Here is a 25,193-nt window from a genome sequence, read left to right as displayed (position 1 = left end):
ACCGCGCACGCCGCTGCCTCACACCGGGAGCGGTAGGCCGCCGAGCGCGCGGCCGGCCTCCCGGGCGGCCTGTAGGGCCTCGGCGTGCATCTGCGCGGCCTGGTCGGTGAACGAGTCGAGGGCGGGGTTGACGCCGACCAGGGTGAACTCGCGTTCGACGACGGTGAGGTCGGCGCCCCAGCAGTCGGCGATGATGCGGCGCAGGTAGGGCGTCGCGTGGTCCCAGCCCTCCCGGGGCGTGCCGCCGCCGTACGCCCCGCCACGAACGGTGGCCAGCACGACCCGCTTGCCCTCCAGGAACGGCTTGCCGAACGCCCGCTGGTCGGTGCTGACCAGGTCGACGTACGCCTTGAAGTGCTGTGAGACGCCGTAGTTGTAGAGCGGCACGGCGAACAGGACGGCCTCGGCGGCGAGCAACTCGTCCACGAGCGTGGCGGCGAGGGCGACGGCCTCCCGCTGCTCGGCGGTGTGCTCCTCCGGCGCGGTCATCCCGGCGGTGACCGCCGCCGCCCAGGCGGTCGCGGGCAGCGGATCGACGCCGATGTGGCGACGTTCGATCAGGTCACCGGTGTGCGCGGCGAGCCACTCCGCTTCGACGATGTCCGCGATCTCACGGCTCGCGGAGCCGTGGGTACGGATGCTGGCGTCCAGCCGGAACAGGGTCACGACAACTCCCATGTGGGTTAGGTTCAAGCTTGAAGCAGACAGTAGCGCGTCGAGGTTCAAGCTTGAACTAAGTGCGAGATGCCTCACCTCTGTCCGTGGGGCCGGCGGCTAGGCTGAGCGGCATGCCGGAGGAACCCCGGTGGTTGAACGAGTGCGAGCGAGAGGCCTGGCTGGCTCTGGCCAGCCTCATGTTCAAGCTGCCCGGCGCGCTCGACGCGCAGCTGCTACGCGACAACAACCTCACGTTGTTCGACTACTTCGTGCTGAGCGGCCTGTCCATGGCGCCCGGGCGGACCCTGCGGCTCAGCGACCTGGCCAGTCAGGTCAGCAGCTCGCTGTCCCGGTTGTCGAACGTCGTCACCCGTCTTGAGCGGCGGGGCCTGCTGCGCCGCGAGCCCGACCCGGACAATCCCCGCTACAACCGGGCAGCGCTCACCGAGGCCGGGTGGGACCTCGTGGTCGCCGCGGCACCCGGGCACGTCGCCGCGGTGCGTCGGTTCGTCATCGACGGGCTCACCGAGGAGCAGGTCACCGCGCTGCGGGAGGTCGCCGGTCGGGTGACACAGCAGGTCAACGACGCGGGGGAGTCCCGGCGCGGCTGCTAGGCCCGGTCGTGGGCGGTCATGGTCTCCTGGCGGCCGGGTTCCTCGCGCAGGATCGCCGCGTGCAGCCAGGTGTCCGGGATGGCGAAGCCGTCCACGAGCGTACGCATCTGCGGGCGCAGCTCCTTGAGCAGTCCGTTCACCACTGCGGTGATCGCCTTCGAGCGGGCCGGGGTGAGCCGGCCGTGCTCCAGCAGCCATCCCTTGTGGGACTCGATGACGCTGAGGGCGTACAGATCGCAGACGCGGGAGAGCAACGCCCGGACCGCCGGGTCGGGGGTGGCCTCGATGCCGGCGACGAACGCCTCAAGGGTGACCCGGTCGATGTGCGCGGCGGCGGCGGTCAGGACGTGGTCCTGGACGTCGTTGAAGATGTCGAAGGGGCGATCCTGCTTGCTGGCCGCGCCGTTGCGCAGCCGGCGGATGGCCCCTTCGAGCAGGTGCTTCTCCCGGTCGTCGAAGATCTTGAGCTGCCAGCCCCGGTCGGTGACGGCGACCTCCTCGTCACGGCCGGGCACGGCACTGATCAGTTGCTGGATCAGCGAGCGGGCGGCGGTGCGTTCGAGCACCATCTCCCGGACCTGCTCGGCGACGAAGGAGGCCCGCCCCCAGCCGTCCAACGAGCCGAACTCGTCCCGGTAGCCGGTGAGCAGGCCCTTGGCGACCAGTTGCAGCAGGACCGTGTTGTCGCCCTCGAAGGTGGTGAACACGTCGGTGTCGGCCCGCAGCCCCGGCAACCGGTTCTCGGCCAGGTAACCGGCACCGCCGCACGCCTCGCGGCACAGCTGGATGGTGCGGCTGGCGTGCCAGGTCTGGGCGGCCTTGAGCCCGGCGGCGCGGGACTCCAGCTCCCGCTGGCGGTGCTCGTCCACCGGGCCGTCGCCGCCCTGCACCTCGTGCACCGCGGCGACCAGTTCGGCCTGGGCGAAATGGAGCGCGTACGTGGTGGCCAGGGCGGGCAGCAGCTTGCGCTGGTGTGCCAGGTAGTCGTTGAGCAGCACCTCCCGGTCGGCGTCGGGGGTGCTGAACTGGCGGCGGGTGTCGCCGTAGCGGACCGCGATGGTCAACGCCGACTTGGCCGCCGCCGACGCGGCACCGCCCACACTGACCCGGCCACGGACCAGGGTGCCGAGCATGGTGAAGAAGCGCCGGGAGTCGTTCTCGATCGGGCTGGCGTACGTGCCGTCCGCCGCCACGTCGCCGTACCGGTCCAGCAGCATGTCCCGGGGCACCGTCACGTGGTCGAAGCTCAGTCGCCCGTTGTCCACGCCGAGCAGGCCCGCCTTGGGCCCGGAGTCGCCGATTGTCACACCGGGCAGCGGGTTGCCCTGCGCGTCACGGATCGGCACCAGCCACGCGTGGACGCCGTGCCGCCGGCCGTTGGTGACCAGCTGCGCGAAGACCACAGCCATCCGACCGTCCCGGGCGGCGTTGCCGATGTAGTCCTTGCGGGCCGCCTGGTGCGGGGTGTGCAGGTCGAAGGTCTGCGTTCCGGGGTCGTACGTGCAGGTGGTGCGGAGCTGCTGGACATCGGAGCCGTGCCCGGTCTCGGTCATCGCGAAGCAGCCCAGGAGCCGGCCGGAGATGATGTCCCGAAGGTAGGCGTCGTGGTGCCGGCGGGTGCCCAGGGCCGCGACCGCGCCGCCGAACAGACCCCACTGCACACCGGCCTTGACCATCAGCGAGAGATCGACCTGCGCCAGCATCTCGGTGGCGATGATCGAGCCGCCGACATCGGACCCGCCACCGTACTGCGTGGGAAACGCGGAGGCGATACCCAACTTGACCGGAAGCTCGCCGAGCAGTCGGGTGACCCGCTCACGCGCCTGGTCGCCGGTCTCGCCGTACACCGGGAGGAAACGCTCGTCGAGGTGCCGGCGATGCGCGTTGCGGACCTCGGCCCACGGTCCGTCCAGCACTTCCTGCAGGCGGGCGAGGTCGACGGGGCCGGGCGCTTCACTGGGCATGGCTACCTCGCATCTACGCTGGTTGGGTACAGCTCGTACCCAACCAAGGTTACCGAGCCGCTACAGTGATCCGGTGGGTAACGCGGCGGTGAAACGGGACACCATCGCCGCCCGTCGTGCCGGTGGCGTACCGCAGGAGCGGGCCCGGCGACGGCAGGCGATCGTGGAAGCCGCGGTCCGGGTCATCGAGGAACACGGCACGGACACCGCCCTGGGCACGGTGGCCGACCGGGCCGGGCTGCCCAGACCGCACGTCTACCGCCACTTCACCGGCAAGGACGACCTCGACCAGGCGGTCGCCCGGCATGCCGCACGCCTGGTGAGCGACTGGATCCGCCCGTCGCTGTCGGCTGCGGGCACCCCGCCGGAGGTGGTGCACGGCGTCATCGGCCGGGTGTTGAGCTGGGCGGTGGCCCACCCCAATCTCTACCGCTTCCGGGCCCGCCTCGGCACCGCGCACGCCGTGCCCGAGATCACCGAAGCCGCCGTCGCCAACCTGCGCGCCGCCGGTCACCAGGCGCACCTGCCCGCGTACGTGGTGGCCAGCGTCGTCGGCATGGTCGACGCCGGCATCCTGTGGTGGTTCGACCACCGGGACGAGGTCGGGCCGGCCCAGCTCAACGACTGGCTCGCCGCCCAGGTGTGGCGGGTCGTCGCCGAGGTCACCACCTGAGCGACTCGGGCAGCGGCCTGGTGTGCAGGATGACCAGCTCGGCGACGGCCCGGGTCAGGGCCACGTAGAGCCGGCTCATGCCCCGGGGTTCGGCGGCGACGATGTCCGCCGGCTCCACCAGCACCACCCGGTCGTACTCCAGTCCCTTGACCTGGCTGACCGGGATCGCCCCGAGCCGGTCGGCGATCGCGTCCGGGGCGATGATCGCGCCGATTTCCCCGGCGACTGCCGCTCGCAGGTCGTCCACCCGGCGGATCGTGAGGGTTCCGCCGGGCCGGAAGGAGCGGGTCGGTGCGACGCCCGGTGGCAGCGCCCGGGCGGCGAAGTCGGCGATGACCTGCGGCACCCGGTAGCCGGTGGGCAGGTCGAGCAGCCGGGCCCCACGTTTGCCCAGCTGCTTCACCAACTCCGGCCAACTCCCGGCGGCCAGCGGATGGGTCGCCTGACCGAGGTCACCCACGATCGTCATCGAGGCGTGGGCGGCTCGACGGGCGATCATCCGGCACTCCATCGGCGACAGGTCCTGCGCCTCGTCGACGATGACGTGCAGGTACACGTCCTCGATCGGGGCGGCGACCTCGGCGACCGGCAGCGGCTCGGCCAGCTCCGGCACGTACCCCTCCTCGCCGTACGGGTCGAAGCCGTCGGCCCAGCCCACCACCGTGTGACCCTCACGCAGGATGATCGCCGCCGCCCAGCGCTGCGCCGGCCAGGCGTTACCGCTGTCCAGGGACTGGCCGGAGACGGCGATCGGGGTGGCGAGTCCGGGCGCGAAGAGCTGCCAGCCGTCGTTGAGGCTCAGACTGAGTACGAAGGTCTCCGCCAGGCGCGGGCCACTGCTCAACTCGGGTACCTGCGGCTGCCTCCCGGTCGGCGTCGGGGCGGCCGGCCGGCCCAGGATCTCGGCGAGTTCGTCGAGCAGCGGCACGTCGTCCACCGACCACTGCCCGTGCTGCGCGGGCAGCACATCCTGCGGGGTGAGCGTCGGCCACCACGCGTTCAGGAAGGGCTCCGGGATCTCCCTGCCGCTGAGCAGTTCCGAGAGCACCTGCGCCGCCTCGGCGCGGGCGCCGTTGGGTTTGACGCCCCGCGCCTCGCACCGTCGACGCACCTCCTGGCGGGCCTTCGCCAGGTCGTCGGCGTCGAGCCTGCCCAACCGCCCCGGCGCGTTCGGCGGAGTGTCCCAGGCCAGTTCGGTGAGCACCCGCACCATCGTCAGGTCGCCCTTGGATCTGGCGACCTCGGCGCGGTCACGACGGGTCGCCACGACTCCGTCGAACAGCTCGCCGATCGCCCGCAGGTGGACGCTGTCCTCACCGAGACCGGGCAGCACCCTGCCGATGTACTCGGTGAACACGGTCGACGGGCCGACCACCAGCACCCGGCCGTCGGCGAACCTGCCCCGGTCGGTGTAGAGCAGATAGGCGGCGCGGTGCAGGGCGACCTGGGTCTTGCCGGTCCCGGGCCCGCCGGTGATGACGGTGACCCCGTGGGCCGGTGCGCGGATCGCCTCGTCCTGCTCACGCTGGATGGTGCTGACGATGTCGCGCATGTGCGGGCCGCGTTCCCGGCTGAGCGAGGCGAGCAGGGCGCCCTCGCCCACCACACCGTCGACGTCGCCGGCCGACAGCACCTCGTCGTCGACCCCGACGACAGTGGGACCGTCGCAGGTGATGATCCGACGGCGTACCACACCCAGTGGCGCACCGGGGGTGGCGCGGTAGAACGGCGCGGCGGCCGGCGCACGCCAGTCGACGACAAGCGGTTCCCGGTCCTCGTCGCGTACGCCCAGCCGGCCGACGCGGTAGGTGTCGCCGTCGTCGAAGTCCAACCGGCCGAAGACCAGGCCCTCCTCCTGACCGTCGAGGTCGGACAGCCTCGCCGCGGCGCGCAGCACCATCGCGTCGCGCTCGACCAGCCCGGTCAGCGGGCCGGCCGAGGCGCGTCCGCGACCCTCCGACTCCAGTTCCCTCGCCTGCGTACGCATGACCTCCAGTCGCTCGTACACCTTGTCGACCACCTGCTGCTCGATGGCGAGCTGCCGCACTGTTTCGGACACACCGCTCCCTGGTCTGCCAGAGGCTGCTGCACGGGACTGGTCGAGAATATGTACCGGCCAGACCCATAAAATCGGCATCCAGGGTGATTCGCACGACTTGACCGATAGATAAGATGAAGGTGGCCTCAGGGGATCAGCCCTGATCACCCCGCCCGGTCCGTTGCTGCAACTGGTCGATCAACTTCGCCGCCTCGGCCTTGGTGATGCCGTCCGGCACGGTCTCGCCCGCCTCGCGGGCCAGGGTCCGCAGGTAAGAATCCTGCGCCGCCGTCGTCGGCTCGTCGCCGGTCACCCACTCGTCCGGGTCCTTCACCGCGGCCTGCGGATCACGCTGCTCGGTCATCTCCCTCTCCTTCCATTCGAACAGGTGTGCCATACCCGGGTCGGCGGCCACCCATTCCTCGCGGCGGTCGTGGGCCGCCGGCGGTGGACCCTCGGTAATCCAGATCGGTTACAGGATCCGTTGATAGATCGATTGCTACCGTTCCTGCGCCGACGCCTGAAGGGGGAGACCGGTGATGGCCCTTTCTCCGGCACCAGCCCTCCGACCGGGCGTCCGGCGGTGGCTGGCACCACGCCGAACAGCCCTGGTGCTGCTGCCGTTGCTGCTGGCCGGCGCGGCCGCCGCCGTGCACCGGACGACCGGCATGTTCTGGGGTGACTTCGCGGTCTACCAGGCGGGCGCCGCTGCGGCGGCGCGCGGCGACGGGCACCTCTACGAGGTCGTCCACCAGGGCACCGACGGCATCGTGCTGGGCTTCACCTACCCACCGTTCGCGGCTCTCCTGCTGCAACCACTCGCCCACGTCGACCTCACCGTCGGCGTCGGGCTGTGGCTGCTGGCCTCGGTCGTCGCGCTGTCGGCAGTGGTCGCAGTGGCGCTGCGCGCCGCAGGTGTGGCCGTCTCCGCCGGCGCCGTGCTGACCGGAACTGTCGCGATGCTGCCGGTGTTCCCGGTGGCCGGTCACCTCCAGGTCGGCCAGGTGGGGCTGTTCCTGATGCTGATCGTGCTGCTGGACCTGCGGCACGGCCCCGGTCGACGCTGGCACGGTCTCGGTGTCGGCGTCGCCGCCGGGGTGAAGCTGACCCCGCTCATCTTCGTGGCGTACCTGGTGTGCACCGGTCGGTGGCGGGCCGCAGGTGTGGCGCTGGCCGGGTTCGGCGCCACCGTCGGGCTCGGCTTCGCCTGGCGGCCGGCGGACTCGGCCCGGTTCTGGGGCGGTGGCCTGCTGGACACCGCCCGGGTCACCGGGGATCCCCGCACCGTGCTGAACCAGTCGCTGCACGGCGCGCTGGCCCGGCTGGCCGACACCGCCGACGTACGGGCCGTCTGGCTGCCGGTGGCGGCGTTGACAGCGGTGACCGGGCTGGTGATCGCGGCGCGCTGCGCCCGTGCCGGCGAGCCACTGCTCGGTGTGATCGCCTGCGCCACCACGGGTCTGCTCGTGTCGCCGGTCTCCTGGCACCACCACTGGGTGTGGTGCGTGCCCGCGCTGGTGCTGCTGGTGGTGCGCGGACGCCGGGCCGGGCACCGGCTCGCGGTGCCGCTCGGCGTGGCGCTCTGGGCCGGGTACGTGGCCAGCGCCGGGTGGACAGTCATCGGTCTGCGCGGCACGGACCTGCACTTCCAGGGCTGGGAGTTGCTGCACACGAACATGTACGTGCTGGTCGGGGTGGCCGCGCTGGGCTGGCTGGCCCGGCGGCCGGGCGGAGCGCCGGCCGCCGTGGCGCCGGTCCGGCCCCGGCCGGTCGCCATCCCCGCCGCGCATCCGGACGGAAGGGACGGTGCCACCGTGAGCCGCGCCGACAGCATCGAGGGCGGGATCCGGTGAGGGTCTCGGTGGTCGTACCCAACTTCAACAAGGAACGGACGCTGCACGACTGCCTGTCGGCCGTGTACGCGCAGACGCCGCCGCCGGCCGAGGTGATCGTCGTGGACGACGCGAGCACCGACCGGTCGCTGCGGATCGCGGCCGGGTTCCCCTGCACCGTGGTCGCCTTCCCGGCCAACCGGGGCGTGTCGGCGGCCCGGAACGCCGGCGCCGCCCGGGCCACCGGTGACGTGTTGTTCTTCGTCGACTCGGACATCGCGTTGGCCCCCGGCGCGTTGGCCGCCGCGGTACGCGCCCTGGAGAGCCACCCCGTCTGTGGCGTGGTGCAGGGCATCTACGACCTGCGCCCGCTCTACGACGACGGGCCGGTCGAGGCGTACAAGACGTTGTTCGAGCACTACTGGCGGCGTCGGGCGACCGGGGTGACCACGAGCACCATGTTCGCCCTCACGGCCGTGCCGAAAGCCGTGTTCGACCTGGTGGGCGGCTTCGACGAACGGCTGCGGGACGCCGAGGACGTGGAGTTCGGCACCCGGCTGCCCCGGCGGTACGAGATCCGGGTCAGTGACCAGATCGTCGGCCGGCACGACGACGTGGACCGGCTGTGGCCGTACCTGTCAGAGCTGTTCCGCCGGGCGGTGACGTACGCCGACGCGGTCGTGGCGGCCCGCTGGCAGCGGCCGGTCGTCGGGACCGACGCCGAGGAGCGGCTGCCGCACCCGGTCGACGTCGGGTCCGTGGTCGGGATGGGGGCGACCGGGCTGGCCGTGGCCGGCCTGCCACTTGTTGTCGTGTCACCCTGGCTGGGGTTGCTGCCGGCGGCGCTGCTCACCGCTGCCGTGGTGGCCGACCGCGAGCTGCTGGCGTTCGCTCTGCGCCACCGGGGCCCGGGGTTCCTGCTCTACGCCACCTGGCTGCGGTCGATGACCCACCTGACCGAGTTCGTCGGGATGGGGCTGGGGGTGTGCGCCGCGCTGCTGCGCCGGCTCCGCGCCGACCGGTCCCGCCCGGCGAGCCTGGTGTCCCGCCGGTGAACGGCCGCTGGTGGCGGCTGGCCAACCACGTGTTCACCGCCGCGTTCGTGGTGGCCCTGACGGTCGGGCTGGTGCTGTTCGTGCGGGCCCAGGACTGGACCCCGGTGGCCACCCTGGCCGGCCAACTGGACCCGCTGCGGGTGACCGCGGCGCTCGCCGCAGCCCTGCTGATCAACGCGGTCGGGCTGCTGCTGGGGCTCGCCTCCTGGCGGGCGCTCTTCGTCGACCTCGGCGCGGCTGTCGACAAGTGGACCGCGTACCGGCTGTTCTTCGTGGGTTTCCTGGCCAAGTTCGTACCGGGCCGCTTCGTCGCCCTGCCGGTGCTGCTGCGGATGGGCAAGGAGATCGAGGTGGGTCCGGTCCGGCTGGCCGGGGTCTTCCTGCTCAGCTGGGCGGTGGTGGCGATGACCGGGATGACCGTCGCGCTCGCGGCCGGGCCGGCGTTGCTGTCCGGGGCCACCGGGTGGCTGCTGGTCGCCACCGTGCCGCTTGTGGTGCTGGTGGCCCGTCCGGACCTGCTGAACCGGGGACTGGCGGCGGCAGCCCGGCTGCTGCGGCGACCGCCACCGCAGGTCACCGCGTCACCCACCGGAATCCGGCGGGCGGTCACCGCGCAGTCGCTGTCCTGGCTGGTCTCCGGGCACCACCTGTGGCTGCTCGCGGTGGTCGCCGGAGCGCCACCGGGCCGGTCGTACCTGATCTGCGTCGCCGGGTTCGCCGCGGCGACGGTCGCCGGCCTGTCGGTGATGATCGCCCCGGACGGCCTCGGGGTGCGCGAGGCGGTGCTCATGCTCGGGCTGGTCACCGTGCTGCCGGTCGCTGTGGCCACGCCTGTGGTGCTGGTCAGTCGGCTGGTCTGCGCGCTCAGTGAGGTGGCGGTCGGTGGGGGAGGGCTGCTGATGGCCCAGTACATGCACCGGCGCCGCCGCGACCCGGTCCAGCGGGTCGCGCCCGTCGGCTGACCACCGTCCCGTTCGACCCGTCGGAGGAGATCATGGGTAAGGCGCCACTGCGGACGATGGCACGACTGGTCGGCGCGCCGGTACGGGCGCTGGTGCGGCGCAGCCCCCGGCTGACCGCCGCGCTCTGGGACACCCAGTACGCGCTGGGCTTCTGGGGCTACCTGGACGAAACAGGTGGTGGTGAGGTGCCGCTGTCGCTCATCGAGACCTGGGCGCCGAACCCGACGATCCTGGACCTGGGCTGCGGTACCAGTGCCAACCTGCCGCTGGCCGAGGGCCGGCACCGGCACTACCACGGGGTGGACATCAGCCGGCGGGCGATCGAGGCGGCCCGGTCACTCGATCGGCCGCACGCCTCGTTCGAGGTGGCCGACATCCGGACGTACGACACCACGCGGCGGTTCGACGCGATCCTGCTGCGGGAGGTCATCTACTACCTGTCCGTGCCGGAGGCGACGCTACTGCTACGCCGGCTGCCCGGGCTGCTCACCGACCGGGGTCGGATCCTCGTGCAGATCTACGACGTGCAGCGCTCGCAGCAGTTCGTGGAGGTGATCCGCGAGTGCCCGCTCGACGTGGCCACCCGGTTGCCCACGGACTCCGACGGCGGCGCGGCGGGGGCCTTCTTCGTCCTCACCCCCGCCGCCGCACCGAAGCCCTGACCCAGCCGCCGCGTCGAAGCCCGGAACCCTGCCGCCGCGCGGCGCGCCGGTCAGACCGGGACCCGCCGCTCCCACCACGGGCGTACCGTCACGGGTTCGCTGCGCAGCAGCCGGCGGTGCAGATCCTGGAGCCGGTGCCCCGGCTCCACGCCGAGCCGGTCGGCGAGGGTGGCCCGGGCGTCCTGGAAGGCGGTGAGCGCCTCGGCGCGTCGGGAGGTCTGCCCGAGCGCGACGAGCAGCAGCTCCCAGAGCCGTTCCCGCATCGGATGCTCGACAAGCATCCAGCGCAACTCGGCCACCACGTCCTCCACGTCACCCAGGAGCAGTCGCAGGCCGGTCACCTCTTCCAGCACGTCTTGCCGCAGCTCGGTCAACCGGATCCGTTCGGCCTCGGCCAGCGGGCCGGTCGCCTCGTGCAGGGCCTGACCGGACCAGTGCGCCAGGCCACGTTGGAAGAGGTAGAGCGCCTGGGACAGCTCGGCCCGGGAGCGGGCCGCCCGAGCCCCCCGGACGTCCCGTTCGAACCGGACGATGTCCACCGCGTCCGACGGTACGTCCAGGGTGTACCCGGGACGGGTGGAGCGCAGCACCCGGGCGAGTGCCGGGCGACGGCCCGGCGGTTCCAGCACCCGGCGTAGCCGGCCGATGTAGGTGTGCACCATGTTCTCCACCGAGTCGGGTCGGCGGCCCACCCAGATGGCGTCGACGATCTGGGCCACGGACAGCACCATGCCGCTGCGCATCGCCAGCACCGCCAGGACCTCGCGTTGTCGTGGGGTGCCCAGATACAGGCGGGTGTCCGCCCGACGGGCCTGGATCGGGCCGAGCAGCAGTATGGACAGGTCATCGTGCGACATCAGAGTTTCTCCCCCACCCAATCGAGCCGGGTGTCACGACCCGGCTCCGGCGCTTTGTGCGGTGTCGACGGCTCGGGCATTCCCCACCTACCGGTCCTCCGCGACGGTGACGAAGCGGAGCCCTCGGCCGATCAGCCTCGGGATGACAGCGGTCAGGGCGGCGAGGGTTTGTGACCGGTCGCCGCCGCCGTCGTGGCAGAGGATGATCTGCCCGGGACGGGTCCGGGACAGGGTCCGGGTGATCCGTTCGACGCCCGGACTGCGCCAGTCGCTGGGGTTGACCGTCCAGTCGACAGGGGTGAGGCCACTGTCGACTGTGGTCCGGAGGACGGCGGGTGACCAGTTGCCGCCGGGGGCGCGGAACAGCCGGGGGGTGATCCCGGTGGCGTCCTCGATCTCCCGCTGGGTCCGGTCGATCTCCGCCCGCAGCATCGGGCGGGGCAGGGCGGCGAACGGTTGGGGGTGCGTCATGGAGTGGTTGCCGATCAGGTGACCGGCGGCCAGCACCCGCCGGGCCAGCTCGGGGTGCTCGCGTACCCGGTCGCCGATGAGGAAGAACGTGGCCCGTACGCCGTGGGCGTCGAGCAGGTCGAGCATCGGCGGGGTCCACGTCGGGTGCGGGCCGTCGTCGATGGTCAGCGCGATGCCGTCGCCGGGGTTGCCGAACGCCGGCCAGCGGTGGCCGCCGAGTGTCGGACGGCGGCGAAGCAGTTGGCCGCCCCGGTAGGCGAACAGCAGGTAGTGCAGTGCCTGCGCGCAGAGGTGGGAGGGGAGCCGGGTGACCGGTCCGCGGCCGGCGTTCATCGGGACGTTTTCGCGGCGGTCACCCGGGTCGGCCCGAAGTCGCGGTCGGTGAGGTGACGCAACCCGCCCACCACCGCGCCGGTGACGACCGCCAGTTGGACCGTCAGGTGGACCGCGAAGAAGAAGACGGTGAAGGCGGGCCCCCGCTGGCGCAGGACGAAGCGCAGCAGGCTCGGCTCGGCGACGGTGAACAGCGCGAAACACAGCAGGGTCGCCAGCGGCCAGCCGCCGGTGAGCGGGGCCAGCAGCGCCGAGGCCGGCACCAGGGTGGCGGTGAGCAGGCCGACCGGGCTGTTCGCCCGGATGCCGGCCGGGCCGCGTTCGGCCAGGGCCACCGGGATCAGCAGCTGCGACCGGCGGAACTGCTTGCGCAGCAACGCGCCGAGCCGGCTGTCGTCGTCGTGGCGGCAGACGACCGTGTCGGTGAGGACGATGCCGTACCGGTCGCCCATCCGGTCGCCCAACTCGACGTCCTCGGAAGCGCGCAGATTTTCGTCGAACATGCCGACGCTTGTGAACACCTCGCGCCGGATGAGGCAGATCGCGAAGAGAGTCGTGCGTACCCGACCGACGTGACGCAGCCGCCAGTGGTGCCCGTGCAGCAGCCGGTACGCCTCGACGGGGCCGTCGTCGATAAGGGGTTCGAGCGCGTAGATGCCGTGCACGCAGGCGACGTCCGGCTGCTCGCGCAGGATGGTGAGGGCGTTGGCCAGCGCGTCCGGCTCGGGAGCGCAGTCGGAGTCCAGGAAGAACAGCAGCTCGCCGGTGCTGGCCTGGATGCCGCGGTTGCGGGCGGCGGCCGGCCCGCCGTTGCGGTCGGTGACCAGCAGCCGGCACGGGAAGCGTCGGGCGATCGCCCTGGTGTCGTCGGTACTGGCGTCGTCGACGACGATCACCTCGGTCACCGGATGGCGTTGCCGACGAATCGCCTCGAGACAGGCACCCAGGGTCTTCGAGCTGTTGTGGGTGGGGATGATCACCGAGACCGTCGGCGGCATGTTCAACACCTTCGGGACGTAGGGCAATGCACCAAGGAAATTGACGAAGAAAATTCTCTGTGCAGCGACCAAGTTATCGACCGTCCCGTCCTGCCGCAAGGGTTGCCTTGCGTAGTCAAGGTTGCATCCAGCATCGGTCCAGGAAAGATCTCGGGGCAATGGATAGCGTCCCGACATGCCCAATCTGGTCAGCGTCCAGGAATGCGAACGTCTCACCATTCGGGAGGTGCACGACCTCTATCGGCGGTACGTGAACGCAAGCCAGGTCAATCTGATGACTTCGTTCGGGTTCGGCCGAGAATTGGTCGACCGGGCCGAGGGCGCCTACCTGACATTACGTGACGGTCGCCGGATCCTCGATCTGACCGGCGGGGTGGGGGTGCTCAACCACGGCCACAACCATCCACGGATCATCGAGGCCCGCCGCCGGTTCGCCGAGCGGCAGCGGATGGAGGTCCACAAGACGTACTTTTCACCCTATCTTGCGGCGCTCGGCCACAACCTCGCGCAGCTGCTGCCCGGCGACCTCTCCATGTCCTTCCTGCCCAACTCGGGGGCGGAGGCGGTGGAGGGTGCGGTGAAGCTCGCCTACAAATACCACGGTGGTCGGCGCGGGACCATCCTGCGAGCGGACTGCGGTTTCCACGGAAAGCTGCTCGCTTCGGGCGGACTCACCGGACAACCGCACTTCAACTTTCCGACGATTCCGGGAATCGTCCCTTTCGCCTACGGCGATCTAAATTCCGTCCGGTCGGCCATTGACGACAATCCGGACGATGTCTATGCGCTCATCGTCGAGCCGTTCAGCGCCTCCACCATTCAGTGGTGTGACGAATCTTTCCTGCGCGGGGTGCGAGAACTGTGTGACCAGCACGACATCGTGTTGATCTTCGATGAGATCTACACCGGTTGGGGCAAGACGGGCAGCCTCTTCTACTTCATGCGCCACCCGGGCCTGATACCGGACGTGCTGACCACGAGTAAATCCTTCGGTGGCGGCAAGTCGTCCATTTCGGCCTTCGTCGCCCGGAAGCCGGTGTTTCGCAGGGCGTACGACAATCTGACCGACGCCCTGCTCCAGAGCACCAGCACCACGTACTACGGGATGGGGGAGGAGTGCGTCACCGCCATCGAGGCGATAAACGTGGTGGTGGAGGACGACTACCCGGCGCGCGCCCGCGAGCTGGAACGCGTCCTCGAACCGGCGTTGAACCGGCTGGCGAAGGAGTACCCGGACGCCGTCGGCCGGGTGGCCGGCGCCGGGGCGCTCTGGGGGGTCCAGATCGAGGGCGGCCCGAAGGTACTTGACCTGGTGTCCCGACTGGCCCCGGGCGGGGTGGCCCGGGATCCCCGGTTCAAGGCGAAGCTGGTGAACTCCGCCGTGGTCAACGCCCTCTACCGCGACCACGACATCTTCACCTACTACGCCCTCAACGGCCGCAACCCGCTGATCATCGGGCCGTCCCTGGTCACGGACCCCGCCGACGCGCAACGCGGCGTCGACGCCCTCGCCGAGGTGCTCGACCAGGGGCTGACCCGGCTGGTCTCCCGTTTCGTCGCGCAGAAAATGGGCTCGCTGTGGTGATCACGGTTACCGGCGCCGCCGGCATGCTCGGGTCCCGCCTGGTCGAGCGGCTCACCGCCGACGGCCACCAGGTACGCGGGGTGGACATCCGGGACGAGGCCACCGTCACCGACGTCGGTGACATCCGCGACGCGCGGCTGTTGGACCGCGCGTTCACCGACAGCCGCGTGGTCATCCACTGTGCGGCAGCGCTGCCCAGCTACCCGCCCGACCAGATCCGGTCGGTGATCGTCGACGGCACGCGCAGCGTGTTCTCCGCCGCGCGGCGGGCCCGCGTCGCGCGGGTGCTGCACGTGTCGTCCACGGCCGTGTACGGGCTGCCCAAGCAGGTGCCCACCCCCGAGGAACACCCCCGCACCCCGGTGGACACCTACAGCGCGGCCAAGGCGGCGGCGGAGGAGATCGCCGAGGAACACCGCGCCGGCGGGCTGCCGGTGGCGGTGCTGCGGCCCAAGACCTTCCTCGGCCCCGGCCGGATGGGTCTGTTCGCGATGCTCTTCGAATGGGCCGAGGAGGGGCGCAACTTCCCGGTGCTGGGCCGCGGCGACGTCCGGATCCAGATGTTCGCCGTCGACGACCTGGTCGACGCGGTGGTCACCGTCCTCAACGCGCCCGACGAGGTCGCCAACGACACCTACAACCTCGGTGCCGACCGCTTCGGCACCCTCCGCGAGGACTTCCAGGCCGTCCTGGACGCCGCCGGTCACGGCCGGCGGGTGGTCTCCCTGCCCGCCCGGCCCGCGCTGGCCGCCCTCAGCCTGCTCGAACGCAGCAGACTGTCCCCGGTCTACGGCCGGCTGCTGCACAAACTGATGGCCGACTCGTACGTGAGCACGGAGAAGGCCCGACGTCTACTGGGCTTCCAACCCAAGCTGTCCAACCAGGACGCCATCCTGCGCACGTACGAGTGGTGGCGCGCCGAACAGCACCGGGCCCGGCCAGCCCGCCAGGGGCGGACCAGCCGCGACCCCTGGCGGCAGGGTGCCCTGTCCGCCGCCAAGATCTTCTTCTGACAGGGGCCCCGCGATGACGTCCGTCGAAACCGTGGTGGAGCCGGTCGCCCCGGTGGTCACCCGGCGCACCACCCGCCTGCCCGCGCCGCTGCGACATCTGGTGGCCCTGGCCCGGCCCGGTCACGCCGTGAAGAACCTGCTCGCGGTGCCGCTCGCGCTGGCCGACACCCCGGTGTGGACGGTCGCGACGCTGTGGCGCTGCCTGTGGGCGGTCATGGCGTTCACCGTGGCCTCCTCGGTGGTCTACGTGGTCAACGACATCGCCGACCGGCACCGGGACCGGGACCACCCGGTCAAGCGGAACCGTCCGGTCGCCGCCGGCCACGTCCCGGTCCCGGTGGCCTGGGCGTACGCGGCCGTGCTGGGTGCCGCCCTGGTCGGGCTGACCGCCAGCGGTCCGGCCATGAGCTGGTGGCCGCTGCTCACCTACCTGGCGTTGAGCATCGCCTACAGCAGGTGGCTCAAGCACGTGCCGCTGCTGGACGTCTGCGTGGTCTCCGCCGGCTTCGTGCTGCGGGTGTCGCAGGGGTACGCGGCGACCGGCGCGGAGGTCTCCAGCCTGCTGCTGACCGCCGTGTTCACCGGGTGCCTGGTGCTCATCCTCGGCAAGCGGCGGCACGAACTGGCTGCCCTGGGGACACCCCACCGGCCCGCGCTTGACGGATACAACCTGCTGCTCGCCGACCACCTGCTCGGCCTCACCGCCTCGCTCGCCGGCACCACCTTCCTGTTGTACCTGCACCTCGACGCGCCGGTCGACGCCTACCCGCCGGTCGCGCTGGCCATCGTCGTACCGCTGGGCCTGCTCGCCGCGTTCCGTTATCTCCAGGCGGTCCTGGTGCTGCGCGGCGGTGGCGACCCGATCCGGATCCTGCTCCGGGACCGGACCATCGTCGTGTGCGCCGCGCTGGCCGGCGCCACGCTCGCCCTGGCCCAGATCATCGCCCGTTACCCCGACCTGCTGACCTGGACGGACAGTTGATGAAGCAACCCCTGGTGTCGGTCATCGTGCCGAACTACAACTACGCCCGCGCGCTGCACCTCTGCCTGGACTCGCTGCGCGCACAGACCTATCCCCACCTGGAGATCATCGTGGTGGACGACTGCAGCACCGACGATTCGGTAGCGGTAGCCGAGGCGCACGGGGCGCGGGTGACGCGTACCCCGTACAACGGTGGGCCGGCGGCGGCGCGCAACCTCGGCGCGGCGGTCGCGACGGGGGAGATCCTGTTCTTCATCGACTCGGACGTGGCCGCCCGGCCCGACGCGGTGGCCAACGCCGTCGAACTGCTCGGCGCCGACCCGACGATCGGGGCGGTCTGCGGCAACTACGACCCGGTGCCGTTGATCCGGGACAGCCTGCTGGAGGAGTACCGCTGCCTGCAACAGTCCTACTGGTTGATCGCCGACGAGGGCCAGATCATGACGCTCTACACCGCGCTGCTGGCCATTCCGGCACGGGTCTTCGCCGAGGTGGGCCCGTTCAACCCGGGGCTGCGGGAGACCGAGAACGCGGACTACGGGATGCGGCTCGCCCAGCGCTACCGGATCCTGCTCTCGCCACGGGTACGCGGCGTGCACGACCACGACCACGAACTCGGCGTGCTGGTGCGCAAGGTGTTCACCCGCACCGCGCTGCACATCCCGCTGTACGCCCGCAAGCCGGAGTTTCCCGGCGGGCTGCGCAGCGGTCCCCGCGCCTGGGTGAGCATCGCCGCCCCGCTGGCGGTGCTCACCGCCGTGCTGCCGCTGCTGTTCGGTCCGGCCCTGCTGCTGGTGCCGGTCGCCGCGCTCGTCGCGTTCGTCGTCGGTGACCTACCGATGTACCGGTTCGTGCGGGCCGAACGCGGGGCCCTCTTTCTGGTCTACTTCATCGCGATGCACTTCTTCCTGAACCTGGTCATCGCCGTCGCCGCGGCGTGCGGCGTGGCCGCCTGGTTGACCTCGGCCCGGTTCCGCCGGCTCTACGACCGTCCGGAGGTCGCCACCCGATGAACGAGCGTCCGCTGGTCTCGATAATCGTGCCGAACTACAACTACGCCGAGTCGCTGGACCTGTGCCTGCGGTCCATCCTCGACCAGACCTACCCGAACATCGAACTGCTGATGGTCGACGACTGCAGCACCGACCAGTCCGTCGCGGTGGCCGCCGCCCTCGGGGTCAACGTGGTGAGCACCGGCGTCAACGGTGGCTGCGGTACCGCCCGCAACGTGGGCGCCGCGCACACCCGGGGCGACCTGATCTGCTACGTCGACTCCGACCTGGCCCTGGCGCCGGACGCGGTGGCCACCGCGGTGCGGATCCTGACCGAGGACTCGACGATCGGCGCGGTCTGCGGCATCCAGGACGCCGAACCGTTGCTCCACGACACGGTGGTCTCGCGCTACCGGGGCCTGCAGTACCACTACTGGTCGGTCAGCTCGGAAGGCGACGTGTCCTTCCTCTTCCCCGCGATGTGCGTCATCCGTCGCAGCGTCTACGACGAGGTCGGGCCGTTCAACCCGGCCCTGCGGCAGACCGAGGAGGTCGACTACGGCTACCGGTTGACCCGTCGACACCGGATGCTGCTCACTTCCGACGTGCGCGGCCGGCACGACCACGACCACGAACTGGTCGGGCTGCTCCGCAAGCTGTTCCACCGGGGGCGGCTGCGCATCCCGCTGTACGCCCGGGCCCGGCGGTTCGGCAAGGGCTTCGAGACCGCCTCCCGGGCCTGGGGCAGCCTCGCCGCCTTCGCCTCGCTGCCCGCGCTGGCCGTACCGCTGGTGCTGGGCCCCTGGGGCGCCGTGGTCCCGGCCGGCCTGCTCGTCACGTCGCTGGCCTGTGACGCCGGGATGTACCGCTTCGTGCTGCGCCGTCGTGGGCTGCTCGCCCTGCTCGGCTTCGCCGCGCTGCACTTCCTGGTCAACGTCACGATCACCGCCGGAGTGGCGAGCGGCGCGGCGCAGTGGTTGCTGTCGCGGCCCTTCCGGCAGCTGTACGACGCCTCGTTCCCGATGGACAGCACCCCCCGGTGGGAGTCGGCGTGACGACCGCCGCGCCGGTGGCCGCGACCGGCACCGAACCGGACGCGCCCACCCGCGCGGCGCCCCGGCGCCTGCCGGCGGCACTGCTGGTCACCGCGGCGGCGCTCTGGCTCGCGTTCACCGCCGTGCACCTGGCGGTCAGCGGGCGGTGGTGGCTGTGGCTCGCGGTGGATGCCGTGCCACCGCTGGCCTTCGTCGTCGTACCGGTGACCCTGGGCGTCGGCGCGGCGGTGCTGCGTCGGCGGTGGCGGACGGTGGCGCTGCTCGCCGCCGCCGCGCTGCTGCTCGGCGCGGGTCAGTCCGGCGTCAACATCCATCGCTGGCACGGCGGTGACGGCGCCGCACCGGCCGACGCGGTACGCGTCTTCGTGTGGAACACCGACTACTGGGACGAGGGCGGGCAGACCGAGGCGCTGTACCGGGTGCTACGGGACGCCGACGCAGACGTCTACCTGTTGCAGGAGTACTGGTACGCGCGGACCGCCGGGCCGACGGAGGCGGCACTGGACCGGCTGCGGGCCGAGTTCCCGGGCTTTCACGTGGTGGCCGTCGGTGAACTGGTAACCGTCTCGCGGCTGCCGGTGCTCCGGCAGACGCCGTTGGCGGCGGACGGCCTGCCACCGGCGGTCGCCGAGGCCGGTGACCAGTGGCGGTACAAGACCCTGCGTACCGATCTGGACGTCGGCGGTGGTCGGGTGCTGTCGATGTACAACCTGCATCTGCCGGTGCAGCTCTCACCCGACCACGGCCTGTTCGACAGGGACTTCTACCGGGTGCTGCGGGAGCAGCACGCGCAGCGCGAGCCGCAGTGGCGTGCCCTGGCCGCGGACGTGACAGCCAACCCGCACCCGGTGCTGCTCGCCGGTGACCTGAACACCAGCCCCGCCATGGGGGACCGGCGCAAGCTGCCCGAGGGCCTGCGGGACGCCAGCTACGCGATGCCGTCGCTGTACCCGGCGAGCTGGGCCGACAGTCCCGGCTGGCCGCAGTGGTGGCGGCTGGACTGGGCGTTCGTCTCACCTGGCGTGCGGGTGCACTCCTACCGTTTCGACACCGGGCACGGCGTGTCCGACCACCGTCCGCAGGAACTTGTGGTGTCCCTGTCCGACCGCTGACCGGCCGGGCAGGGACCGGCACCCGCAGTGGCGGGGACGGCCTGTCTATCCGGCCGTGGCGCCCGCGCCCGTGACGTTCAGCGCGAGCGAGTAGACCGAGGTCGTGGCGGTCACGAACAGCACGTTGCGCTTGCGGCCACCGAAGGTCAGGTTCGAGCAGATCTCCGGCAGTCGGAGCTTGCCGAGCAGCGTGCCCGCCTGGTCGAAGCAGTGGATGCCGTCGTGGGCGGCGACCCACAGCCGGCCCTCCCGGTCGAGTCGGATCCCGTCGAACGACCCGGCGTCGCAGTCGGCGAGCACGCCACGGTCACGTAGCGCCCAGTCCGGTCCGACGTCGAAGTGGCGGAGATGACGACGACGGGTGTCGACGATGAACAGACGGCGCTCGTCCGCCGAGAAGGCGAGGCCGTTGGGTCGCAGGAAGTCGTCGGCGACCCGTTCCACCCGGCCGTCCGGGGAGCAGCGGTAGACGTGGCAGCCGTCCAGTTCCGGATCCGCCCGTTGTCCCTCGTAGTCACTGTCGATGCCGTAGCTCGGGTCGGTGAACCACACCGAGCCGTCGCTGGTCTCGACCACGTCGTTCGGACTGTTGAACCGCTTGCCCTGCCAACGGTCCGCCACCACGGTCAGCGACCCGTCGGGCTCGGTCCGGGTGACCCGACGATTGCCGTGCTCGCACGTCACGACGCGGCCGAGGCGGTCGACGGTGCGGCCGTTCGGGTAACCGGCGGGCGTCTGGAAGACGTCGCACCGGCCGGTGACCTCGTCCCACCGCACCACCCGGTCGTTCGGAATGTCGCTGAACAGCAGGCAGCGCCATGCGGCGGAGTACGCCGGCCCCTCCAGCCAGCGCCCGCCGTCGAACAGTCGCTGCACCACATGGTCGCCGCTGACCGCCTGGAACCGCTCGTCCAGCACGTCCCACCGGGTGGGTATCCGCTCCACAGCCGTCATCGGTCCCCCTCGTCGCGCGCGGCGAGCCTCGCGAAGGCCGTTGCCTCCTGGTCGAGGAGCCGCCGGGTCCGCTTGCCGTAGAGCAGCCGGACCAGCCGGGCAGCGGGGCCGTCCCAGTCGATGCTCAGCCGCAGCCGGGTGGCGGAGCCGTCCGGCCGCACCTCGTGGCGCGCCGTGGTGCGGACCCCCGCCGTACGGGCCACCCAGGTGAAGCCGGCCCCGGGTCGCCAGTCGGTGACCTCGTACGTCGCGGCTGCCAGCCCTGGCTGACGGATCCGGAAGCGGCTACCGACCGTGACCGGACCGGCGTCGTCGATTCGTCTGATCTCTTCGATGGTGGGCAGTAGCTCGGCCCAGCTGTCGACGTCGCTCACCGTGCGCCACACGGCGGCGGGTTCGGCGTCCACGTGCTGTTCGACGGCAATCGTCATGTACCGGATGGTACGGCGGAGTGCGGCGCGGCACCCACCAGGGTCGTGGCGGCGGTGGCGACCCGAGGGATGTGCTCCGCCCGGGTCGCCACCGCCGTGGTCAGCCGTTGTCGATGAGGCTCGCGATCTCGTTGTAGATGAGATGTGCTTTCGCGCCCTGGTTGGACGGACATCCGCCGAGGTGGTGCAGGGCGATCACCCGGTGGCTGCTGTTGAGCACCGGCGAGCCGGAGTTCCCGCCGGAGGTGTCGCAGCTGTAGCTGATGTTCCAGGTGTTGTAGTTGGCGTTCCGTACGGTGCAGCGCGCGCCGTTCTGGGTGTTCTCGAAGATCGACAAACGCTTCGGGCTGCCGTCGCCGTGTCCCGGGATGTACATCTGCGTCCCGGTGGTGGTGGCGGACGTCGCCAGGTAGAGCGTGCCGAATCCCTGGATGGCGGCGAAGTTGTTCACCGAGAACAGGGCGTAGTCGAGCTGGCTGGAGCCGCCACTGCTCACCCGGTAGAGCGTGGCGCCACTCACCTTGGTGCCGGCCCCGGGGTTCGCCCCGCCGCAGGTGGCGCACTGGTAGTTGAACTGCATCTCGCTGCCGCTGACCGCGGCCTGCGTCGAGAAGCAGTGTTTGTTCGTCAACATGCGGTTGGTGTTGCCGACCCGCCAGGTGGTGCACATGCCGCCGCCGCTGATCAGCAGCCGTGCCACGGCGTTGCCGCGGGCGTACTCGGTGGGGTGGCTGCTCTGGTAGCAGACCACGTCGCGGCGGGCGTCGGTGCTGCAGACCGACTGCGTGGAGAAGTTGTGCTGGGTGATCTCCGTGCGGTCGTAGCCGCGCCAGAACCTGTCGATGGTCGCGGCGCTGCCTCGGGAGGAGCGGTTGCTGTGCAGCGTCACCACAGCCGTGTCACCCTCCACCGACATCGCCCAGAAGCCGGGGCGCCCGTCGGTGGTGTAGTCCGCGCCGGTCGCCCGGTTCAGGTGGCGGTCGTAGCGGTAGCTCTCCCGGCCGTCCGGGCTGGACACGGTGACGTACTCGCCGGGGGCCAGCCGCAGCGAGCTGAAGTGCACCTTGACGTACGTGGCGCCGGGGTGCCGGATGATCTGGGTCCGGCCGTCGCGGGCGTACGACAACGAGCCGTCGACGGTGCGCAGCTCGCCGACGGTCGTCACACCCTCGGCCGAGAACTGGTCCGACTCGGGTGCCCGGTCGGAGAGTGGTGCGATCGGCTGTACCGGGTACGCCTCGGCGGGTGCCGACAGCAGGTTCAGCCCGAGTGTGCAGGCGGCGAGAGTGACGGCCACCGTGCGTAGGCGACGCAGGGCATGTTTCATCGTGGCTCCTCCCAGGAAGCGGAACCTGAACGATTCCTAAGTCTTCATACCGGAAGGCGCTCATTACATGCAAGACCATCGATGTAAAGACGGTCCGTTGACGCGGTGCCGATCCGGGGTACCTGTCGGGCATGTTCGACGGATTCACCGATGAGCGGATCGACGTGGGGGAGGTGGATCTCCGCGTCCGGCACGCCGGGCGCGGGCCGGCCGTCCTGCTCGTGCACGGGCATCCGCGTACCGGATCGACCTGGCACCGGGTCGCTCCCCGGCTGGTGGATCGCGGGTTCACGGTGGTCTGCCCCGACATGCGTGGCTACGGACAGTCCGGCAAGGCGCGGATTCTGCCGGACCACTCCCAGCAGTCCAAACGCGTGGTGGCCGCGGACATGGTCCGGCTCATGCAGGCACTGGGTCACGCGACGTTCGCCGCGGTCGGCCACGACCGTGGCTGCTACGTGGCGTTACGCCTGGCGCTGGACCATCCCGACACCGTCAGTCGGCTGGTGGTCATCGACGGGGTGCCCATCAGCGAAGCCCTCGCCAGGTGCGACGCGACCTTCGCCCGGAACTGGTACCACTGGTTCTTCTTCGCCCAGCCGGACAAGCCGGAGCGGGCCATCGGTGCCGATCCCGACGCCTGGTACGGCGACAAGGCGCGGCCGGACCGCATGGGAGTCGAGAACCACCGGGAGTTCCGGCAGGCCATCCACGATCCGGCGACCGTGCGGGCGATGCTGGAGGACTACCGCGCCGGCCTCGGTGTCGACCGGGTGCACGAGGAGGCCGACCGGCGGGCCGGTCGTACCGTGCGCTGCCCGACCCTGCTGCTCTGGTCGACCCGCGACGACCTGGAGGATCTGTACGGCGATCCACTCGCCGTGTGGCGTCCCTGGACCGACGATCTGCGCGGCCACCCGATCGAGTCCGGCCACCACGTCGCCGAGGAGAACCCCGACGACCTGACCGCCGCGCTGTGCCGCTTTCTCGCCTGACCGCTCACGGCCACCTCGCGTCCGGTCCTCGGCGCGGCACCCGATCGGGGCTGGTGCGGGAGCACCGGCATGGGTCACTCTGACTGTCACGCTTGAGCCATCGATCGACATCACCACCTCACCTGGTGCCGAGACCGTCCGGCAGTCCCGTCGGACGTGCCCGAGACCCATCGGGCACCCGCATCCCTGGATGTGAAGGAGCGCCATGAAACCGTCCCTCCGGGTCCTCGTGGGGGTGGCAGTCCTCGCCGCCCCGCTGGCCCTGATCGCACCCGCGCAGGCGGCAAACACCCTCAGCATGCGCGGCGCGGACGTCTCCTCGCTGCAACGCAGCCTCGACCTCGGTGCCCGCTACTACAACGCCTCCGGCGCGCCGGCCGACCCCTACGACATCCTCGCCGCGAAGGGCGTCAACTACCTGCGGCTGCGCATCTGGAACAACCCGGCCAGCGGCTACAACAACAAGGCCAAGGTGCTTCAGCAGGCCAGGGTGATCAAGGCCAAGGGCTTCAAGCTGCTTCTCGACTTCCACTACTCGGACACCTGGGCCGATCCGGGCAAGCAGTACCCGCCGGCGGCCTGGGCCAACCACTCGCTGAGCCAGTTGCAGGCCGACGTCTTCAACTACACGTACGACGTGTGCACCGCGCTGAAGGCGCAGGGCACCACGCCGGACGCGGTGCAGATCGGCAACGAGATCAACGTGGGCATGCTGTGGCCCGCCGGGCAGGTGGTCAACAACGACTTCGCCCCGTTGGCGAGCCTGCTCAAGCAGGGGTACCGGGCCACCAAGGCGTGCCACGGTGGTACCCAGGTGTGGATCCACACGGCCAACGCGGACAGCAACGCCAACGCCCGCTGGTTCTACGACGGGATCAGGGCGCAGGGCGTCACCTGGGACGTCACCGCGTTGTCCTATTACTGCATGTGGCACGGGTCGCTTGCCAACCTGTACAACGTGGTCGCCGACGTGCGGTCCCGCTACGGCCGGCCGGTGGTGATCGCCGAGACGGCGTACCCGTTCACCACCGCCGACGCCGACCACCAGCCGAACGTGATCTCCGGTACCGCGCGCTGCGACAACATCCCGGCCACCTGGTCCGGGCAGGCGCAGCAGTTCAGCTGGGTGCAGAACACCGCGCGCAACGCCGGCGCGGTAGGCGTCTTCTACTGGGAACCGACCTGGCACGCCGTACCCGGCAACGGTTGGGATCCGGCGGACATCAACGGAACCGGTAACGGCTGGGACAACATGGCCGTCTTCGACTGGTCCGGGCGGGTCAACCCGCACCTGTACTGGACTCCGTGACCGAGTTCCGGGCCCGGGAGTCGCCACCGGGCCCGGTGGGCGGGTGTGGGTTCCAGGGCCTGGCCGGTCCGTGCCCGGACCTTCGTGGGGTCGGGAACCGATAGACCTCTGTCGTTTGACGTATGACGTCGTTAACGCTAACTTCGCTGTCACGAGCGGGTCTTGTGGCTGCCGGGAGCCCAATTCACCGCCGTGGTCCCGCGCCGGCCAGTCTCGACCGTGGGCTCGTCGACCTGCTGTCCGGCGGCTCCGGGGACCGGATCTCTCCGCACCACACCACAGTGCCGACGCCACCACCTGACGCCGGCACATACGCAGGGCA

At 70.9% G+C, this 25,193-nt stretch carries 22 protein-coding genes and 1 pseudogene; 13 read left to right on the top strand and 10 right to left on the bottom strand.

The genetic code is table 11. The features are described from left to right. Positions 1 to 18 precede the first annotated feature (18 nt). Complete coding sequence (locus tag CLT74_RS13135) at positions 19 to 678, bottom strand: FMN-dependent NADH-azoreductase (RefSeq protein ID WP_486582293.1); 660 nt, start codon at positions 676 to 678, stop codon at positions 19 to 21. Positions 679 to 788: 110 nt separating this feature from the next. Between CLT74_RS13135 and CLT74_RS13130 the strand changes: the two genes are divergently transcribed. Beyond that, entirely contained in the window at positions 789 to 1,271 is a 483-nt protein-coding gene (locus CLT74_RS13130; protein WP_099846778.1) for a MarR family winged helix-turn-helix transcriptional regulator, read from the top strand. Here the strand turns inward: CLT74_RS13130 and CLT74_RS13125 are convergent. Continuing rightward, positions 1,268 to 3,235 (bottom strand): acyl-CoA dehydrogenase family protein, encoded by a 1,968-nt coding sequence (locus CLT74_RS13125; RefSeq protein WP_099846777.1) that lies wholly within the window; start codon positions 3,233 to 3,235, stop codon positions 1,268 to 1,270. The two genes, CLT74_RS13130 and CLT74_RS13125, sit on opposite strands and share 4 nt — an antisense overlap. Positions 3,236 to 3,308: 73 nt before the next feature. On the opposite strand from CLT74_RS13125, the gene CLT74_RS13120 reads away from it, so the two are divergent. Next, positions 3,309 to 3,908: a TetR/AcrR family transcriptional regulator gene (locus CLT74_RS13120; protein WP_158240248.1), complete on the top strand. Its 600-nt coding sequence runs from the start codon at positions 3,309 to 3,311 to the stop codon at positions 3,906 to 3,908. On the opposite strand, the gene CLT74_RS13115 is transcribed toward CLT74_RS13120, so the two are convergent. Next, positions 3,898 to 5,967, bottom strand: a complete 2,070-nt coding sequence (locus tag CLT74_RS13115; protein WP_486582292.1) for a HelD family protein — start codon at positions 5,965 to 5,967, stop codon at positions 3,898 to 3,900. The two genes, CLT74_RS13120 and CLT74_RS13115, sit on opposite strands and share 11 nt — an antisense overlap. Positions 5,968 to 6,100: 133 nt before the next feature. Then, on the bottom strand, positions 6,101 to 6,310 hold the full coding sequence (locus CLT74_RS13110; protein WP_099851935.1) for a DUF3072 domain-containing protein: 210 nt from the start codon (positions 6,308 to 6,310) through the stop codon (positions 6,101 to 6,103). A 175-nt stretch (positions 6,311 to 6,485) separates the two neighbouring features. Here CLT74_RS13110 and CLT74_RS13105 point away from each other — a divergent pair, with 175 nt between their 5' ends. The 3 genes and pseudogenes from CLT74_RS13105 (at position 6,486) to CLT74_RS13095 (ending at position 10,457) form a co-directional block, all read left to right on the top strand. Beyond that, the gene (locus CLT74_RS13105) at positions 6,486 to 7,799 is read left to right on the top strand and encodes a glycosyltransferase 87 family protein (RefSeq protein ID WP_099846774.1); all 1,314 of its coding nucleotides are present in this window, start codon (positions 6,486 to 6,488) and stop codon (positions 7,797 to 7,799) included. 2 nt (positions 7,800 to 7,801) lie between these two features. Beyond that, positions 7,802 to 9,795 (top strand): annotated as a pseudogene (locus tag CLT74_RS13100) (glycosyltransferase); the annotation flags it as partial. Between the two features lie 32 nt (positions 9,796 to 9,827). After that, positions 9,828 to 10,457, top strand: coding sequence for a class I SAM-dependent methyltransferase (locus tag CLT74_RS13095; protein WP_099846773.1), 630 nt, complete (start codon positions 9,828 to 9,830; stop codon positions 10,455 to 10,457). A gap of 50 nt (positions 10,458 to 10,507) precedes the next feature. Here the strand turns inward: CLT74_RS13095 and CLT74_RS13090 are convergent, their stop codons facing one another. The 3 genes from CLT74_RS13090 to CLT74_RS13080 form a co-directional block, all read right to left on the bottom strand. Then, the gene (locus CLT74_RS13090; RefSeq protein ID WP_099846772.1) at positions 10,508 to 11,314 is read right to left on the bottom strand and encodes an AfsR/SARP family transcriptional regulator; all 807 of its coding nucleotides are present in this window, start codon (positions 11,312 to 11,314) and stop codon (positions 10,508 to 10,510) included. A gap of 87 nt (positions 11,315 to 11,401) precedes the next feature. Then, positions 11,402 to 12,118, bottom strand: a complete 717-nt coding sequence (locus CLT74_RS13085; protein ID WP_099846771.1) for a polysaccharide deacetylase family protein — start codon at positions 12,116 to 12,118, stop codon at positions 11,402 to 11,404. Then, the gene (locus CLT74_RS13080; protein ID WP_099846770.1) at positions 12,115 to 13,125 is read right to left on the bottom strand and encodes a glycosyltransferase family 2 protein; all 1,011 of its coding nucleotides are present in this window, start codon (positions 13,123 to 13,125) and stop codon (positions 12,115 to 12,117) included. Before CLT74_RS13080 ends, CLT74_RS13085 begins: the two co-directional genes overlap by 4 nt. 265 nt (positions 13,126 to 13,390) lie before the next feature. On the opposite strand from CLT74_RS13080, the gene CLT74_RS13075 reads away from it, so the two are divergent. From CLT74_RS13075 to CLT74_RS13050, 6 genes are read left to right on the top strand one after another with little or no spacing between them, the layout of a single operon-like run. Further along, positions 13,391 to 14,701 (top strand): aspartate aminotransferase family protein, encoded by a 1,311-nt coding sequence (locus tag CLT74_RS13075; protein WP_486582726.1) that lies wholly within the window; start codon positions 13,391 to 13,393, stop codon positions 14,699 to 14,701. Further along, positions 14,695 to 15,714 (top strand): NAD-dependent epimerase/dehydratase family protein, encoded by a 1,020-nt coding sequence (locus tag CLT74_RS13070; protein WP_099846768.1) that lies wholly within the window; start codon positions 14,695 to 14,697, stop codon positions 15,712 to 15,714. The genes CLT74_RS13075 and CLT74_RS13070 overlap by 7 nt, the downstream gene beginning before the upstream one ends. Before the next feature lie 13 nt (positions 15,715 to 15,727). Next, positions 15,728 to 16,696: a UbiA prenyltransferase family protein gene (locus CLT74_RS13065; RefSeq protein WP_099846767.1), complete on the top strand. Its 969-nt coding sequence runs from the start codon at positions 15,728 to 15,730 to the stop codon at positions 16,694 to 16,696. After that, positions 16,696 to 17,709: a glycosyltransferase family 2 protein gene (locus CLT74_RS13060; RefSeq protein ID WP_099846766.1), complete on the top strand. Its 1,014-nt coding sequence runs from the start codon at positions 16,696 to 16,698 to the stop codon at positions 17,707 to 17,709. The genes CLT74_RS13065 and CLT74_RS13060 overlap by 1 nt, the downstream gene beginning before the upstream one ends. Next, entirely contained in the window at positions 17,706 to 18,743 is a 1,038-nt protein-coding gene (locus tag CLT74_RS13055; RefSeq protein WP_099846765.1) for a glycosyltransferase family A protein, read from the top strand. The genes CLT74_RS13060 and CLT74_RS13055 overlap by 4 nt, the downstream gene beginning before the upstream one ends. After that, positions 18,740 to 19,855, top strand: coding sequence for an endonuclease/exonuclease/phosphatase family protein (locus CLT74_RS13050; protein ID WP_158240247.1), 1,116 nt, complete (start codon positions 18,740 to 18,742; stop codon positions 19,853 to 19,855). The genes CLT74_RS13055 and CLT74_RS13050 overlap by 4 nt, the downstream gene beginning before the upstream one ends. Before the next feature lie 45 nt (positions 19,856 to 19,900). Here the strand turns inward: CLT74_RS13050 and CLT74_RS13045 are convergent, their stop codons facing one another. The 3 genes from CLT74_RS13045 to CLT74_RS13035 form a co-directional block, all read right to left on the bottom strand. Continuing rightward, positions 19,901 to 20,809, bottom strand: a complete 909-nt coding sequence (locus CLT74_RS13045) for an SMP-30/gluconolactonase/LRE family protein (protein ID WP_199172177.1) — start codon at positions 20,807 to 20,809, stop codon at positions 19,901 to 19,903. After that, positions 20,806 to 21,240 (bottom strand): SRPBCC family protein, encoded by a 435-nt coding sequence (locus CLT74_RS13040; RefSeq protein ID WP_099846762.1) that lies wholly within the window; start codon positions 21,238 to 21,240, stop codon positions 20,806 to 20,808. Before CLT74_RS13040 ends, CLT74_RS13045 begins: the two co-directional genes overlap by 4 nt. A 100-nt stretch (positions 21,241 to 21,340) precedes the next feature. Further along, a complete protein-coding gene (locus CLT74_RS13035; protein WP_099846761.1) occupies positions 21,341 to 22,567 on the bottom strand; it encodes a S1 family peptidase in 1,227 nt (408 codons plus the stop codon). 131 nt (positions 22,568 to 22,698) lie between these two features. Here CLT74_RS13035 and CLT74_RS13030 point away from each other — a divergent pair, with 131 nt between their 5' ends. Together CLT74_RS13030 and CLT74_RS13025 are read left to right on the top strand one after the other, a co-directional pair. Beyond that, positions 22,699 to 23,562: an alpha/beta fold hydrolase gene (locus CLT74_RS13030; RefSeq protein WP_099846760.1), complete on the top strand. Its 864-nt coding sequence runs from the start codon at positions 22,699 to 22,701 to the stop codon at positions 23,560 to 23,562. Positions 23,563 to 23,767: 205 nt separating this feature from the next. Then, complete coding sequence (locus CLT74_RS13025) at positions 23,768 to 24,871, top strand: glycosyl hydrolase 53 family protein (protein ID WP_099846759.1); 1,104 nt, start codon at positions 23,768 to 23,770, stop codon at positions 24,869 to 24,871. Positions 24,872 to 25,193: the final 322 nt, after the last annotated feature.

The sequence above is a fragment of the Verrucosispora sp. CNZ293 genome, from assembly GCF_002754655.1.
This window is presented reverse-complemented; position numbering and strand designations above follow the sequence as displayed.